Annotated in this window: 12 protein-coding genes and 1 pseudogene; 5 read left to right on the forward strand and 8 right to left on the reverse strand. The window is 71.4% G+C overall.

Annotated features, from left to right (window positions below; genetic code table 11):
- Positions 1-70: 70 nt before the first annotated feature.
- The gene (locus tag ACFHWT_RS22320; protein WP_416596616.1) at positions 71-406 is read left to right on the forward strand and encodes a hypothetical protein; all 336 of its coding nucleotides are present in this window, start codon (positions 71-73) and stop codon (positions 404-406) included.
- Positions 407-492: 86 nt separating this feature from the next.
- Here the strand turns inward: ACFHWT_RS22320 and pgl are convergent.
- From pgl to tkt, 6 genes and pseudogenes are all read right to left on the reverse strand, one after another.
- A pseudogene (gene pgl, locus ACFHWT_RS22325) lies at positions 493-1248 on the reverse strand (6-phosphogluconolactonase).
- An 11-nt stretch (positions 1249-1259) separates the two neighbouring features.
- The gene (locus ACFHWT_RS22330) at positions 1260-2288 is read right to left on the reverse strand and encodes a glucose-6-phosphate dehydrogenase assembly protein OpcA (protein WP_282231256.1); all 1029 of its coding nucleotides are present in this window, start codon (positions 2286-2288) and stop codon (positions 1260-1262) included.
- A complete protein-coding gene (gene zwf / locus ACFHWT_RS22335) occupies positions 2285-3799 on the reverse strand; it encodes a glucose-6-phosphate dehydrogenase (protein WP_281550404.1) in 1515 nt (504 codons plus the stop codon). The genes ACFHWT_RS22330 and zwf overlap by 4 nt, the downstream gene beginning before the upstream one ends.
- A 36-nt stretch (positions 3800-3835) precedes the next feature.
- Positions 3836-5485: a glucose-6-phosphate isomerase gene (locus ACFHWT_RS22340; protein ID WP_416596617.1), complete on the reverse strand. Its 1650-nt coding sequence runs from the start codon at positions 5483-5485 to the stop codon at positions 3836-3838.
- Positions 5482-6660: a transaldolase gene (gene tal / locus ACFHWT_RS22345; protein WP_416596618.1), complete on the reverse strand. Its 1179-nt coding sequence runs from the start codon at positions 6658-6660 to the stop codon at positions 5482-5484. Before tal ends, ACFHWT_RS22340 begins: the two co-directional genes overlap by 4 nt.
- Before the next feature lie 11 nt (positions 6661-6671).
- Positions 6672-8807, reverse strand: a complete 2136-nt coding sequence (gene tkt / locus ACFHWT_RS22350) for a transketolase (RefSeq protein WP_416596619.1) — start codon at positions 8805-8807, stop codon at positions 6672-6674.
- Positions 8808-9120: 313 nt separating this feature from the next.
- Here tkt and ACFHWT_RS22355 point away from each other — a divergent pair, with 313 nt between their 5' ends.
- Positions 9121-10104, forward strand: coding sequence for a heme o synthase (locus tag ACFHWT_RS22355; protein WP_416596620.1), 984 nt, complete (start codon positions 9121-9123; stop codon positions 10102-10104).
- Positions 10105-10296: 192 nt separating this feature from the next.
- Positions 10297-10629, forward strand: coding sequence for a hypothetical protein (locus ACFHWT_RS22360; RefSeq protein ID WP_123602407.1), 333 nt, complete (start codon positions 10297-10299; stop codon positions 10627-10629).
- A 170-nt stretch (positions 10630-10799) separates the two neighbouring features.
- Here ACFHWT_RS22360 and ACFHWT_RS22365 read toward each other — a convergent pair whose 3' ends face one another.
- Both ACFHWT_RS22365 and ACFHWT_RS22370 read right to left on the reverse strand, forming a co-directional pair.
- On the reverse strand, positions 10800-12299 hold the full coding sequence (locus ACFHWT_RS22365; RefSeq protein ID WP_416596621.1) for an APC family permease: 1500 nt from the start codon (positions 12297-12299) through the stop codon (positions 10800-10802).
- Between the two features lie 272 nt (positions 12300-12571).
- Positions 12572-13630, reverse strand: a complete 1059-nt coding sequence (locus ACFHWT_RS22370; RefSeq protein WP_416596622.1) for a COX15/CtaA family protein — start codon at positions 13628-13630, stop codon at positions 12572-12574.
- Between the two features lie 188 nt (positions 13631-13818).
- On the opposite strand from ACFHWT_RS22370, the gene ACFHWT_RS22375 reads away from it, so the two are divergent.
- Both ACFHWT_RS22375 and sufB read left to right on the forward strand, forming a co-directional pair.
- Positions 13819-14592, forward strand: coding sequence for a helix-turn-helix transcriptional regulator (locus ACFHWT_RS22375; RefSeq protein ID WP_416596623.1), 774 nt, complete (start codon positions 13819-13821; stop codon positions 14590-14592).
- Positions 14589-16019: a Fe-S cluster assembly protein SufB gene (gene sufB / locus ACFHWT_RS22380; RefSeq protein ID WP_278169891.1), complete on the forward strand. Its 1431-nt coding sequence runs from the start codon at positions 14589-14591 to the stop codon at positions 16017-16019. The genes ACFHWT_RS22375 and sufB overlap by 4 nt, the downstream gene beginning before the upstream one ends.
- Positions 16020-16049: the final 30 nt, after the last annotated feature.

Raw genomic sequence — 16049 nt, forward strand, 5'->3', positions numbered from 1 at the left:
CCGCCGACAACAACGCCGCGCCTACGACTGGCCCGACTGACACCTATCGCAAACACCCTCTGACAACCGAGTGCTCGCCGAGCAGAGTGTCCGCGGGCTCGACGACTGGGACGGCACGCTGATCAGACAGATTCTGCAGTCGGCGAGCGCCTCCAGAGTCCTCCACTCGAATGCCGAGGACCGTACCGGTTACCTCGTGCCAGGAGGCCCGATCCCCGATCTCAAAGCCAGTGTGCCCGCAGGTAGCAACATCGTCGTTTTTCTGGTCGAGCACCTGTGGGCTAATGCGCTCGAGACCTCGTTGCGGGATGGCTCCGCTTTTCCGGTGGCAGGCGCGTGGGTTGGCCGGGAGGCGCTCGAAAACGCCGGCCTGACCCTGGACGACCACGTCGATGTGACTCCGTGACCACCTGTCAGCGTCCGATCACCACCGTCCGCCGGGCGGTGGCCGGTCAGACCTACGGCCACCGCCCAGCGGTACGGTTCGACCCGCTAGCCGGCCGCCGGTGCCGCCGCGACCTCGGCGGCCGCCGCCTGGTCGAGTAACCACCAGGTGCGCCGCACACCGCGTACCCCGGCCGCCGGCACGGCGACCGGGTCGCTGCCGCCGTACGCCCCGCCGACCGCCGCCGCCTTGTCCGCCCCGGCGGCGACCAGCCACACCTCGTCGGCGGTGTTGATGGTGGACAGGGTCAGCGTGATCCGGGTCGGCGGCGGTTTCGGGCTGTCCCGTACCGCCGCCACCGGGCGGGTCTCGCCGGTGACCGGATGCCCCGGGAACACCGACGCCACGTGCCCGTCCTCGCCGACGCCGAGCATCAGCACGTCGAACCGGGGCAGCGGGGCCGTACCGGGGCCGGCGACCCGGTCGAGGGCGGCGGCCTACCGGGCGGCGGCCGCCTCCGGGTCGTCGCCGTCCGGCCCGTCCGACGCGGGCATCGCGTGCACCCGCTGCGGATCCAGCGGCAGTACGTCGAGCAGCGCCTCGCGGGCCTGGGTCTCGTTGCGGTCCGGGTCGCCGGTGGGCAGGAACCGCTCGTCACCCCACCAGACGTCCACCCGGGACCAGTCGACCGCGTGCCGGGCCGGCAGTTCGCCGACCGCGCGCAGCACGGCCGCCGCGACCCGCCCGCCGGTCAGCACCACCGACGCTTCGCCCCGCTCGGCCTGGGCGTCGATCAGCCGGACGACGAGCCGGGACGCCACCGCGCTGGCCAGCACGGTGGCGTCCCGGTGCACGACGAGCATGCCGGGGCCGCTCACGAGCCGCTCCGTGCCGGCTCGGCCGCGACGACCGCCGGGTCGGTGCCGGCTGCCGGTTCGGTGGCCTTCGCCGGGTCCTTCCAGATGTGCACCCGCTTGGCGGGCCGGGCCGACAGATCCGGCAGTCCGGCGAGGGTGCCCAACGCCTCGGAGTAGACCTGGTCGGCGTCGAGCCGCCGCAGCTCCTCGGCGAGCTCCTCGCCGAGCGGCCGGCGGACCAGCGGCATCTGCCGCTCGGGCTGGCCGGTCCGGGTGAACATTGCCGAACTGTCCTCGCGGACCAGGCTCAGCCCGTCGCCGTTGGCGCAGCGCAGCTCCACCGACCGCATCCGGGGGAACTCGCTGGTCTCCTCCCAGCGCGGCGTGATGCCGAGCCGGGCCGCCAGCCAGCTGATCATCAAGGCGGCGGTCGGGTCGGCCCGGGGCGCGGTCACCGTGGCGCCGGTGATCTGCGCGTCGGTGGTGTCGAACGCCCCGGCGACCAGGGTGCGCCACGGGGTGATCCGGGTCCACGCCAGATCGGTGTCGCCCGACGCGTAGTCGACCGCCCGTTGCAGCAGCGCCTGCACCGGGTTGGGGGCCTGCGCCGAGTCGGTGATCCGCCGGTCGGCGACCACCCCCAGGTAGTCGTTGGCGATCTGCTCCGGCGGCTCGCCGTGCCACCAGGTCACCACCGGTACGTCCGGCACCAGCAGCGGCATCACCACCGACTCGGCGTGCAGCGCCAGCCGGCCGGAGGTACGCATGACGACCGCCTCGCACGGCCCGAGCCGGCCGCCGACGACCACTTCGGCGTCGAGCCGGCTGACCTTGCGGTCGATGTCGGAGCGGACCACCACGAGCAGCCGGCACGGGTGGGCGGCGGCGGCGATGGTGGCCGCCGCCTCCGCCTCGCGTACCCGCTTCTCGTCGACCACCACGATCAGGGTCAGCGCCATTCCGCTGGCCACGCCGCCGGCGCTGCGCCGCTCGGCGGCGAGGGCCTTGACCACCTCGTTGCCGGTGGTGTCCCACAGGCTGATCATGCTCTCCTCCAGGACCGGCCCTCGCGGGCCAGCATCTCGTCGGCGGCCCGCGGACCCCACTCGCCGGACCGGTACGGCTCCGGCCGGGTGCCCTCCCAGGCCTCTTCGAGGGGGTCGATCACCCGCCAGCTCTGCTCCACCTCGGCGGCGTCGGGGAACAGGGTGCGGTCGCCGATCAGCACGTCGAGCACCAACCGCTCGTACGCCTCCGGACTGGCCTCGGTGAACGCCTCGCCGTACTGGAAGTCCATCGCGATGTCACGGACCTCCATGGTGGTGCCCGGCACCTTGGCGCCGAACTTGAGCACCACGCCCTCGTCGGGCTGCACCCGGATGACCAGCTGGTTGTTGCTGAGCATCTCCACGTCGGTGCCGTTGAACGGCAGGTGCGGTGCGGCCTTGAACATCACCGCCACCTCGGTCACCCGTCGCGGCAACCGCTTTCCGGCGCGCAGATAGAACGGCACCCCGGCCCACCGGCGGTTCTGGATGCCCAGCCGCATCGCCACGTACGTCTCGGTGGTCGAGTCGGCCGGCACATTCGGCTCCTCCAGGTAGCCGACGGCCCGCTGCCCGGCCACCCAGCCCTTCAGGTACTGACCGCGGACGGTGCCGGCGGCCACGTCGTCGGGCAGGCTGATCGCCCGCAGCACCTTCAGCTTCTCCGCCCGGATCTCGGCGGCGTCGAAGCTGGTCGGCTCCTCCATGGTGACCAGGGCCAGCAGCTGCAGCAGATGGTTCTGCACCACGTCACGGGCGGCGCCGGTGGCGTCGTAGAAGCCGGCCCGGCTGCCGATGCCGACGTCCTCGGCCATGGTGATCTGCACCGAGTCGACGTACTTGGAGTTCCACAGCGGCTCGAACAGGTTGTTGGCGAACCGCAGCGCCATGATGTTCTGAACGGTCTCCTTGCCCAGGTAGTGGTCGATGCGGAACACGTCGTCGCGGGTGAACACGTCGTCGACCAGGTCGTTGAGCGACTTCGCCGACGGCAGGTCGTAGCCGAACGGCTTCTCCACCACCACCCGACGCCAGCCGCCGCACCGCTCGTTGTCGGCCATGCCGGTGCGGGCCAGCTGCTTGAGCACCTGCGGGAACGCCGACGGCGGGATGGAGAAGTAGAACGCGGCGTTGCCGTGGATGCCGTGCGATTCGCGCAGCCCGTCCAGGCAGGCCGACAGCTTGTCGAACGCGGCGTCGTCGTCGAACGAGCCGCCGACGAACTTGATGTTGCCGGCCAGGCGGGACCAGACCTCCTCACGCCACGGGGTACGCGCGTACTCCTTGGCCGAGTCGTGGGCCAGCGACTCGAAGTCGCCGTCGGTCCAGTCCCGCCGGGCGAAGCCGAGCACCACGAAGCCGGGCGGCAGCAGCCCTCGGTTGGCCAGGTCGTAGATGCCGGGGAGTAGTTTCTTGCGAGCCAGATCACCGGTGACACCGAAGATCACCAGAGCGCAGGGCTCCGGGATGCGCGGCAGCCGCCGGTCCTGCGGGTCGCGCAGGGGGTTCACGTCGCCTCCTCAGTCCGTTTTCCTCCGGACCAATTGTCAGCTGGGCAGGTTTCGAATCGTGTCCAGGAGTTGGGCGACGCCGGCGGCCCGATCGGTCAGGTGCAGCCGCAGCAGCGGCCGGCCCCGTCCAGCCAGCGCCTCACGGTCACCGGCGGCCTGCGCCGCCTGCAGCTCACCGAAGCTGTACGGGCGACCGGGCACCGGCAGGTCGTCGGTGACCGCACCGGTGATCTGCAGGAACGCGCCGACCTGCGGCCCGCCCTTGTGGTACTGCCCGGTGGAGTGCAGGAACCGCGGCCCCCAGCCGAAGGTGACCGGCCGGCCGGCGGCGGCCGCCAGCAGTGGGCGAATCCCGGCCGCATCGGCGTCGCCGAACCGGTCCAGGTAGGTCATCACCGCGAGGTATCCGTCGGTGCCGACGCCGTCGATCAGCCAGCGCAGCGCGCCGACCAGGTCACCCGGTACGCCGTCCGGCCCGTACACCTCGATGGCTCCATCGACGAACGACGGTGCCTCGGTCGGCGGCCCGGACGCCAGGATCCGGTTGGTGTTCTCCTTCGACTCGGTGACGTTGGGCTGGTTGAACGGGTCGATACCGAGCACCCGGCCGGCGACCGCCGTCGCGTACTCCCAGACCAGGAACTGCGCGCCGAGCGGTCCGTTGACCGCCAGGTCGGGGCGGACCCCGCCGCCGGGCACCCCGCCCGGCTGGCCGGCACCGCCGTAGGTGACGGTGAGCACGTCCGGGCCGGCGGCGCCGGGGGCGTCCGGTGCCTCGACGACCACCGGCAGGATGCCGATGCCGTCCTTGCCGGTCGACTCGGCGATCAGCTGCTCGATCCAGTCGCCGAGCCCTTCGATGCCGGTGCCGTCGGAGACCAGCGCGACCTTGTCCCGGCCGGTGGTGGCCGCCGCGCCGAGCGCCGCGCCGAGCGCCAGCCCCGGGTTGTCCCGGTCGCCGCCGAGCGCGGCGGACAGCTGCTCGGCCTGGTCGAGCAGCTCGACCACGTCCACGCCGGCCAGCGCCGACGGGACCAGGCCGAACGCGGTCAGCGCCGAGTAGCGTCCGCCGACCTCCGGGTCGGCGAGCACCACGGTGGCGCCCATCTCCTCGGCGGTGGTGGCCAGCGGCGAGCCGGGATCGGTGACGATCACGAACCGTCGCCCGGCCTCGGCCTCGCTCAGCCCCGAGTCGAGGAACGCCTGCCAGTACGCCCGGCGGTGGCTGTCGGTCTCCACGGTGCCGCCGGACTTGCTGGCCACCACCACGACGGTCCGGTCGAGTCGGTCGCCGAGCGCCGCCCGTACCTGGTGCGGGTCGGTGGTGTCCAGCACGGTGACCGGCTTGCCGACGGTGAGCGAGATCACCTCGGGTGCCAGCGACGAACCGCCCATCCCGGCCAGCACCACGTGGTCCAGGTCACCCAGCTCGGCCCGCAGTTCGGCGAGCTGCGGCAGCAGTTCCCGGCTGCGGGCGAAGGTGTCCAGCCAGCCGAGCCGAATCTTCGCCTCGGCCTCGGCGTCCGGGCCCCACAGCGTGGGGTCCTTGCGGGCCAGCGAGCCGGGCACCCCGTCGCCGACCAGCGCGCCCCGGGTCGACGAGGCGGCCGAGGCGTCGACCGCCTCGGCCCCGTACACGCTCAGCCCGGCCGCCGCCTCGACCCCGCCGTCGAAGAAGTCGCTCATGCGTTACCTCCGGCCTGCTTGGCCGCGGCGGCGTGTTCGCCGGCCGCCGCGTTCGGCTCGTCGGCGCCGGCCGCGGCGGCGTCCAGCGACGAGCGGACCCCGTCGAGCAGCTCCTGCCAGCTGGCCTCGAACTTGCGCACCCCCTCCGACTCCAGGGTCTTGACCACGTCGTCGAGGTCGACGCCGACGGCGACCAGGTCGTCGAGCACCTGCCGGGCCGCCGGGTAGGAGCCGGTGACCGTGTCGCCCCGGGTCTCGCCGTGGTCGGCGTAGGCGTGCACCACCGACTCCGGCATGGTGTTGACCGTGCCGGGGGCGATCAGCTCCTCGACGTAGATGACGTCCCGGTAGGCCGGGTTCTTCGTCGAGGTGGAGGCCCACAGCGGGCGCTGCGGGTGGGCGCCGGCGTCGGCCAGGGCCTGCCAGCGGTCCGAGGAGAAGACCTCCGCGTACCGCTCGTACGCCAGTTGTGCGTTCGCCACGGCGGCCTTGCCCTTGAGCGCCTTGGCCTGGTCGCTGCCGATCTTGTCGAGGCGCTTGTCGATCTCGGTGTCCACCCGGGAGACGAAGAACGACGCGACCGAGCCGATGGTGGTCAGGTCGTGGCCGTTGGCCTTGGCCTGCTCCAGGCCGGCGAGGAACGCCTCCATCACCGCGCTGTAGCGGTCCAGCGAGAAGATCAGGGTCACGTTGACGCTGATCCCCTCGGCGAGGGTGGCGGTGATCGCCGGTAGCCCGGCCTCGGTCGCCGGGATCTTGATGAACAGGTTCGGTCGGTCGACCAGCCACCACAGCGCCTTGGCCTCGGCGACGGTCTCCGCGGTGCGGTACGCCAGCCGCGGGTCGACCTCAATCGACACCCGGCCGTCGACGCCACCGCTGGTCTCGTACGCCGGGCGCATCACGTCGCAGCCCCACCGTACGTCGTAGGTGGTGAGCATGCGGACCGCCTCGTCCACGCTGACGCCCCGGGCGGCCAGGTCACGCAGCTGCCAGTTGTACTCGTCGGCGTCGGCGAGCGCGGCGGCGAAGATGGTCGGGTTGGTGGTCACGCCGGCGACGTGCTTCTCCCGGCGCAGCTGGTCCAGGTTGCCGGTGCTGAGCCGTTGCCGGGACAGGTCGTCGAGCCAGACCGCCACGCCTGCGGCGGTCAGCTCTCCCAATCGGTCCGTCATCTGGAGCCTCCTCAGTTTCCGGTGGTGGTGCCGGTGATGGCGCCGACCCGGGTCAGCGACGCGTGCGCCGCCGCGACCACGGCGTCGGCGGTGAAGCCGAACTGCTCGAACAGCACCTGGTACGGGGCGCTGGCCCCGTAGTGTTCAATGCTGACCGATTCGCCGCAGTCGCCGACCAGACCGCGCCAGGACATGCCGATGCCGGCCTCGACGCTGACCCGGGCCTTGACGCCGCGCGGCAGCACCGACTCGCGGTACGCCTCGTCCTGCTCGGTGAACCATTCCTGGCACGGCATCGAAACGACCCGGGTGGCGGTCCCTTCGGCTTCGAGCCGCTCCCGGGCGGTGAGCAGCAACTGCACCTCCGAGCCGGAGCCCATCAGGATCACCTGCGGTTGGGCGTTGCCCGCCTCCGCCAGCACGTAGCCGCCCTTGCGGACCCCTTCGGCCGAGGCGTAGACGTCCCGGTCGATCACCGGCACCGCCTGCCGGGTCAGCGCCAGCGCGGTCGGCCGGTCGGTGTGCTCCAGGGCGACCCGCCACGCCCAGGCGGTCTCGTTGGCGTCGGCCGGGCGGACCACATCCAGTCCGGGGATGGCCCGCAGCGCCGACAGGTGCTCGATCGGCTGGTGGGTGGGGCCGTCCTCGCCGAGCCCGATCGAGTCGTGCGTCCAGACGTAGATCACCGGGAGTTTCATCAGCGCGGCCAGCCGCACCGCTGGGCGCATGTAGTCGCTGAACACCAGGAACGTGCCGCCGTACGGGCGGGTGCCGCCGTGCAGCGCGATGCCGTTGAGGATCGCCCCCATGGCGTGCTCGCGGATGCCGAAGTGCAGGGTACGGCCGTACTCGTGGCCGGGGAACTCCTTGGTGGCGTACTCGGCCGGGACGAACGACGGCTCGCCCTTCATCGTGGTGTTGTTGCTCTCCGCCAGGTCGGCCGAGCCGCCCCACAGCTCCGGCAGTTCGGCGGCGAGCGCGGTCAGCACCTTGCCGGAGGCGGCCCGGGTGGCGACCCCCTTGGGGTCCGCCGGCCAGTCCGGCAGCGCGTCGGTCCAGCCGTCCGGCAGGGTACGGGTGACGAGCCGGTCGTGCAGCGCCTTGCGCTCCGGGTTGGCCTGCGCCCAGGCGTCGTACCTCTCGGTCCACTTGGCATGCGCCTGCCGGCCCCGGTCGAGCACCTCGCGGATGTGTGCGAAGACCTTGTCGTCGACCGCGAAGTGCTGGTTCGGGTCGAAGCCGAGGACCTCCTTGGTGGCGGCGACCTCGTCGGCGCCGAGCGCCGAGCCGTGGATCTTGCCGGTGTTCTGCTTCTTCGGCGCCGGCCAGCCGATGATGGTGCGCAGTGCGATGAACGACGGTCGGTCGGTCTCGGCGCGGGCGGCGGTCAGCGCCGCGTACAGTGCCTCGACGTCCTCGTGGTACTCGCCGTCGCCGGCGGCGCCAGCCCGCCAGTCGACGGTCTGCACGTGCCAGCCGTACGCGGCGTAGCGGGCGGCGACGTCCTCGCTGAGCGCGATCCGGGTGTCGTCCTCGATGGAAATCTGGTTGTCGTCGTAGACGACGGTCAGGTTGCCGAGCTTCTGGTGCCCGGCCAGGGCGCTGGCCTCGTGGGTGATGCCCTCTTCGATGTCACCGTCGGAGGCGATGACCCAGATGTTGTGGTCGAAGACCGACTCGCCGGGCGCGGCGTCCGGGTCGAGCAGGCCGCGCTCCCGGCGGGCGGCCATCGCCATGCCGACCCCGTTGGCCAGGCCCTGGCCGAGCGGACCGGTGGTGGTCTCCACCCCCCGGGTGTGGCCGTGCTCCGGGTGCCCGGGGGTCAGCGATCCCCACTGCCGCAACGCCTTGAGGTCGTCCAGGCTCAGCCCGTAACCGGAGAAGAAGAGTTGGATGTACAGCGTGAGACTGGAGTGCCCGGCGGAGAGGACGAACCGGTCCCGGCCGGCCCAGTCCGGGTCGCTCGGGTCGTGCCGCATGACCCGGTTGAACAGCAGGTACGCCGCGGGAGCGAGGCTCATCGCGGTACCGGGATGGCCGTTGCCGGATTTCTCCACGGCGTCGGCGGCCAGCGCGCGTGCGGTGTCGACCGCGCGGCGGTCGAGGTCGGACCAGTTCAGGGGGGCATCGGTTGGTGTTGCAGCCACGGTGGGTGTGCTCCTCGTCCAGCAGGTAGGCGGAACCCTCGTCACGACCCTATCGAGCAGGGTTCACGGTGCGCCCGCCGATCTCGACAACCGGATGGTCGTCCAGGGTCGTGCCCGGTCGTCGGACCCGACGACCGACCACCGGTGAATACGCATCGTGGCCGGTGAAAAGCCTGCCGGGTGTGACGACGAGCACCGGTGACGGGTCGGCCGGGCAGGCAAAATACCTGCGCGTACGCTGTCGGAGGCGCGTCGGCCCGCAGGTCGCCGCCAGTTGAAGGTCACCCGCCGCCGACGCCGGAAGGTGCAGCCCGTGAGCATGGTCACCGAGCGCCCCGCCCATGACCGGGCGCGGGTCAGGTCCGTCGCCGAAGCGGACCGGGTGCCCGGCACAGCGGCGGTGGATCCGGGACCGGTGGCCGCCCCCGACTGGCTGGCCGTGGTCCGGGCGTACGTGTCGCTCACCAAGCCGCGGATCATCGAGCTGCTGCTGGTCACGACCGTACCGACGATGATGGTCGCGGCCGGTGGGCTGCCGTCGCTGGGGCTCGTGGCGGTGGTGCTGCTCGGCGGTACCCTGGCCGCCGGCGCGGCGAACGCGCTGAACTGCTTCATCGACCGGGACATCGACCAGCTGATGCGCCGGACGAAGCGTCGGCCGCTGCCGAACCACGTGGTAAGCCCCAGACATGCGCTGATCTTCGGGTTGGTGCTCGCGGTGGGCTCGGTGGCCCTGATGGCGGTCTTCACCAACTGGCTGGCCACCGGGCTGACCCTGGCGGCGATCGCCTACTACGACCTCGTCTACACGCTGTGGTTGAAGCGCACGACGCCGCAGAACACGTTCTGGGGTGGCATCTGCGGCGCCGCCCCGGTGCTGATCGGCTGGGCGGCGGTGACCGGTGGCCTGGCCCCGGTGGCCTGGGCGCTGTTCGCCGTGGTGTTCTTCTGGCAGCTGCCGCACTTCTACGCCCTGGCGATCAAGTACAAGGTGGACTACGCGCGGGCCGGGATCCCGATGCTGCCGGTGGTGGCCTCCGAACGTCGGGTGGGCGTGGAGATCGTGCTGTTCAGCTGGTTGACGGTCGGGTCGTCGGTGCTGGTCTGGCCGTTGGGCATGTCGTTGATCTACGCGGTCCCGGCGGTCGTGGTCGGGGTTGTCTTCCTACTGGAGGCCCACCGGCTGCAGCGCCGGTCCGGGCGTGGTCTGCCGGTCCAGCCGATGCGGCTGTTCCACTGGTCGACGACCTACCTCACGGTGCTCTTCGTCGCCGTGGCGTTGGACGCGCTGATCTGACGCCGGGCCCCGCCCCTCCAGGTCCCCGAACTTCTGTCGTTTTTGCCGTTCTTCGTGCTGAAATTTGTCCCCTTTTGGGGGCTGAAATCACCATCAATCATCTGTGGGACTTCTTAAACCCACGGATGATTGGAGTCACAAAAAGCCGACATCCGATCGGCGAAACGTCGTCGCTCTGCTTACGCTTCGCGTATGGCAGATGGTTCCGATACGACGCTGGCGACCGAATCCGTCCCGGGGGACGCCCCCTCTGGTCTGGTCGCCGGCATCCGGTCCTTCGCCGCTGGCCACGGCGGCGCGAAGGCGGTCATCGAATATGTCGGCAAGCGTGGCGCACGGATCGTCCTGGTGGGGGAGGACGGCGCCTGGGGCGACCAGTTCGCTGACGGCACCGACGTGGCCCGCGCCGCCTGCCTCAAGGCGGGGGTCGAGATCGAGAACGAGTGGGAGCGGGAGCTGATGGATCAGATGCGGCCCAGCAACGACCTGTGGCGGTCGATGTCGCGTCGCAGTCTGGCGCGCTGACCAGCCCGTTCCCGTCCTGCACAACGAACGACGACCAGTTGCGTGACTGGACGAGCGGTCCCTCAGCTGGAGAAATAGAGCCGAGTGAGACCCGGGCGGTTGCGCCCGGGTCTCACTCGTTGTCCCCCGCCGCAACCGCGGCTGGACGTCCGCCTGGACGGCGGCCAGAGCTAGACGCGGGCTGGCGGCCGGACGGGTGCCGGTGGCACCGGTAGCGCGGTGCCGCTGTCGGCGCCCCAGCCGATCGTCCGGTACGTCTGCGGACGCCTGGCGCGCAGCCAGAGCGCCCAACCGACGCCGGCCAGCGCGGCCAGGGCGTACCCGGCCGGGAACCACCAGCGCAGCGGGGACGTGCCGATGCCGAGCAGGTCACCGAAGCTGGTGACGGTGCCGACCAGGATCAGCCCGAGCGCGCCGGTGGCCGTGCCCGGCGCGACCAGTCGCCGCCAGGCAGACTCGCCACGCGGGTCGCGGCGGAAGTAGCCGATCACCGCGAGTGAGGTCACGGTCATCAGGATCAGTACGCCGAGCCCACCGGTGACGGTCACCCAGAAGAACAGGTGGGTGATGGGATCCAGGCCGGTCGCCGCGTACGCCACGATCACCGCGACGGCCAGCCCGCTCTGCACCAGCGAGCCCAGCTTCGGCGCGCCGGTCCGCCGGTTCGTCCGGCCGAGCGCCGCCGGCAGCACCCGTTCCCGCCCGAGGGCGAACAGGTACCGGGCAACGGTGTTGTGGAACGCGAGCAGCGCGGCGAACAGGCTGGTCAGGAACAACAACCGGCCGGCGTCCACGAGCGTCGTGCCGACGTGCGGGCCGACCAGCACGAACATCAGTTCGGTGCCATGCTCGCGGGCCTGGGCGACGACGTCGTTCGGGCCGGCCGCCACCGACATCGCCCAGGCGGAGCCCGCGTAGCACACTCCGGCGATCGCCACCGCCAGGTAGGTGGCCCGGGCGACCGTACGACGCGGATCCCGGGTCTCCTCGGCGAACACCGTGCCGGCCTCGACACCGACGAAACCGGCTATGCCGCCGACCAGCATCGCCGCCACCCCCGGGGTGAGCAGCTGGCGGGGGTCGAGACCTGCTGCGGCGGCGCCGTCGGCGGGGTGGCCGACCATGACGATGCTGTAGCCGATGATGACAGCGAGCTCGGCCAGCAGCAGGCCGGCCAGGATCCGGCCGTTGAGGTCGACGCGGGCCAGGCCGAGCACGGTCACCAGGGCCCAACCGGCCAGCGCGCAGAGCCACCACGGCACGGTGGCACCGGCGACGGCGAGCACCTCGGCGGCAACCACGCCGAAGGCGCCGTACAGCCCGATCTGCATCGCGTTGTACCCGACGACGGCGACGAACGCGGCCGCGATGCCGGGGATCCGGCCGAGACCGTGCGCGACGTAGCTGTACATCGCGCCGGCGTTGACGACGTGCCGGCTCATCGCCACGTAGCCGACGGCGAAGACCGCCATCACCACCGCGATGAGCAGATAGGCGACCGGCACCGCGGTGGTGCCGGTGACGGCGTAGCCGGTGCTGGCGCCGCCGGCCACCACGGTCAGCGGCGCGGCTGCGGCGAGCACGAAGAACAACACCTGGGGTACGCCCAGGCGGGACCGGGCCAACGTCGCGGCGACGGTGCCGGACCGGCTCGTACGGAAGGTAGACACGCGGGAACTCCGAAAGTGGGTCAGACAGGAAAACGCGGGAGCACGTGTGCGGTGACGGAGGATCGTCCGGGGTGCCGCTACGCGGGTCTGGTCTGTCTGGTCCAGGCGAGGAACCGACCAGGGGCGCGGCAGCCACGGCACGGGGGGACCGTCACTGCCGCGCCCGGTTCGTCGTGCCGGTGGTTGTGCCCCGGCACAGGCGTAGCCTCACCGGTACTCTCCGCTATGGGGATAGGTCTGCCGTCTTCAACCGTCTTCAACGGTTGGTGACCTTACGGCTGGGTTCTGGCCAGGGCGCGCTCGGTGCCGTCGTCGGGAACCAGCCCGGCCGCGTCCGGTGCCGGCCCGTTGGCGGCTGATCCCGGCCCGGTGGCGCCTGATCCCGGCCCCGTGGCACCCGGTTCCGGCCCCGTGGCACCCGGTTCCGGCCCGGCCGGCTCCCGGGTCCGGGTGGACCAGAGCATGTTGAGGGTGGCCAGCCACACCAGGCAGGCGCCGAGCATGTGCGCGCTGACCAGCGCGACCGGCAGGTCGGTGAGGTACTGGGCCACGCCGATCAGTCCCTGGGCGAGCTCCACGACGACGAGCACCGCCGCCGCGCGTACCGCCGGTCGGGGCGCGCCGACCGCGCGCAACGCGAACCACCAGGCGGCCGACAACCCGATCAGCAGGGCGACCGAGTCGGCGTGCAGTTGGGACATGGCCTGCGGGTCCAGCCCGGTGCGCCCGGCGTCCGGGTCGCCGGCGTGCGGGCCGCTGCCGGTCACCACGGTGCCGAGCACCAGTACCCCGAAGCTCACGGTGGTGATCACGAAGGCCAACCGGCGCAGCGGCCGGGCCACCACGTCGCGGGTGGTGCGGCCGCCGGCGAGTACCCGTCGCCACAACCCGTACGCCACCGCGAGGGCGACCATCGACAGCATGAAGTGCAGCGCCACCACCCAGGGGTTGAGCTGCACCCGGACGCTGACCCCGCCGATCAGGCCCTGCAGGATCACCAGACCCAGTACGCCGAGAGCCAGTCCGCGCAGGTCCAGCCGGCGTGGCCGGGACCGCAGCACCGCAAGCAGGGTGGCGAGCGCGATCATGCCGACCAGGATGCCGAGGATCCGGTTGCCGAACTCGATGATGCCGAGCACGCCCATCTCCGGCGTGGTGACGTACGAGTCGTCGGTGCAGCGCGGCCAGGTCGGGCAGCCGAGCCCGGAGCCGGTGAGCCGCACGCCGCCCCCGGTCAGCACGATCGCGACGTTGGCCACCAATGAGGCGAGCGTGAGCCGCCGGAGCAAGGCGGGGCCGGCGGTCAGCCGACCGGACGGGGAGACGGGCACGGCGGCAATCGTACCGATATGGCGGATACCACAGCCGTGCGGTGCCGGCGGTACCACCACCGTGCGGTGCCGCCGGCCGACTGCGGCAGGGCATCGCGGTGCTGGTCCCGGTGGCGGTCACGCTCGGTGCGGCGGATCACCCGGGTGCGCGTTTGCGGCCGACCGCTGAAATACGTAACGTTGGCGTAGTGAAAAACAGGGTGGGCCTCCCAGAAGGCGGGTCGGCGACCGGTGCGGTCGCCGCCGGCCCGGACGGGCGTACCCGGGACCGCCTGGTCGCGCTGCTGCTGGAGCGGGGGGCGGCGACCGCCGCTCAGCTCGGTGACGAGCTCGGGCTGAGCCCGGCGGCGATCCGCCGCCACCTGGACGCGATGCTCGCCGACGGCGATGTGGTGACCCGGGACGCGGTCACCCGGGCCCGTCGGCGACGCGGCCGGCCGGCCAAGGTCTTCCGGCTCAGCGACGACGCCCGGTCCCGGCACGGGCGCTATCGCTACGACAGCATGGCTGCCGCCGCACTGCGCTGGATCGCTGGCCACGGCGGCGAGGCGGAGCTGGAGGCGTTCGCGGCGGCTCAGGTCGCCGGGCTGGAGACGCGGTGCCGGGCGGCGATCGACGGAGCCGGTGCGGACCCCATCGCCCGCGCCGAGGCCCTCGCCGCCGCACTCAGCGCCGAGGGCTACGCTGCCAACGCGTCCACGATCGCGTCCGGGGGGCAGCTGTGCCAGCATCACTGTCCCGTGGCCCATGTGGCCGCCGAGTTCCCGCAGTTGTGCGAGGCTGAGACTGCGGTGATCTCCCGTCTGATCGGCACCCACGTCCAGCGGCTGGCCACCATCGCCCACGGCGACGGGGTGTGCACCACGCACATTCCGGACCCGAGACGGGCCGGCGGCGCCCCGACCGTTGCCATCGATGTTTCCACCGACCACGTCACCAGCACTGTGAGGACAGACAGATGACCGAGCAGACCGTCGCGCCCATCTCCCAGGAGGAGCACCTCGCGGCCCTCGGCCGGTACGAGTACGGCTGGGCCGACCGCGACGTGGCCGGCGCTGCCGCCCAGCGCGGGCTCAACGAGGCGGTGGTGCGTGACATCTCCGCCAAGAAGAACGAACCGCAGTGGATGCTCGACCTGCGGCTCAAAGGGCTGCGGCTGTTCGGCCGCAAGCCCATGCCGGCCTGGGGTGCCGACCTCACCGGGATCGACTTCGACAACATCAAGTACTTCGTCCGCTCCACCGAGAAGCAGGCCGCCAGCTGGGAGGACCTGCCCGAGGAGATCAAGAACACCTACGACAAGCTGGGCATCCCGGAGGCGGAGAAGCAGCGGCTGATCGCCGGCGTCGCGGCCCAGTACGAGTCCGAGGTGGTCTACCACAAGATCCGTGAGGACCTGGAGGAGCAGGGCGTGGTGTTCCTCGACACCGACACCGCGCTGCGGGAGCACGAGGACATCTTCAAGGAGTACTTCGGCACCGTGATCCCGGTCGGCGACAACAAGTTCGCCGCGCTGAACACGGCGGTCTGGTCCGGTGGATCGTTCATCTACGTGCCGAAGGGCGTGCACGTGGAGATCCCGCTGCAGGCCTACTTCCGGATCAACACGGAGAACATGGGCCAGTTCGAGCGGACCCTGATCATCGTCGACGAGGGTGCCTACGTGCACTACGTCGAGGGCTGCACCGCGCCGATCTACTCCTCCGACTCGCTGCACAGCGCGGTGGTCGAGATCGTGGTGAAGAAGAACGCCCGGTGCCGCTACACGACCATCCAGAACTGGTCGAACAACGTCTACAACCTGGTCACCAAGCGGGCCGTCTGCCACGCCGGCGCCACCATGGAGTGGATCGACGGCAACATCGGTTCCAAGGTCACCATGAAGTACCCGGCCGTGTTCATGACCGGTGAGCACGCCAAGGGCGAGGTGCTGTCGGTGGCGATGGCCGGCGAGGGGCAGCACCAGGACGCCGGCGCGAAGATGGTGCACGCGGCACCGCACACCTCCTCCACGATCGTCTCCAAGTCGATCGCCCGTGGCGGCGGCCGGACCTCCTACCGCGGGCTGGTCCAGGTGCTGGAGGGCTCGCAGCACAGCCGGTCGACGGTGAAGTGCGACGCGCTGCTGGTCGACGCGGTCTCCCGGTCGGACACCTACCCCTACGTCGACATCCGCGAGGACGACGTCGCCATGGGGCACGAGGCGACCGTCTCCAAGGTCAGCGACGACCAGCTGTTCTACCTGATGAGCCGGGGTCTGAGCGAGGACGAGGCGATGGCCATGATCGTCCGGGGCTTCATCGAGCCGATCGCCAAGGAACTCCCGATGGAGTACGCACTCGAGCTGAACCGGCTAATCGAGCTGCAGATGGAGGGCGCGGTCGGTTGACCCGCCCGAGACACCGCCCCACCGACACCG

Origin of the sequence: Micromonospora sp. LOL_021 (genome assembly GCF_048060215.1) — a bacterium.
GTDB lineage: Bacteria > Actinomycetota > Actinomycetes > Mycobacteriales > Micromonosporaceae > Micromonospora_E.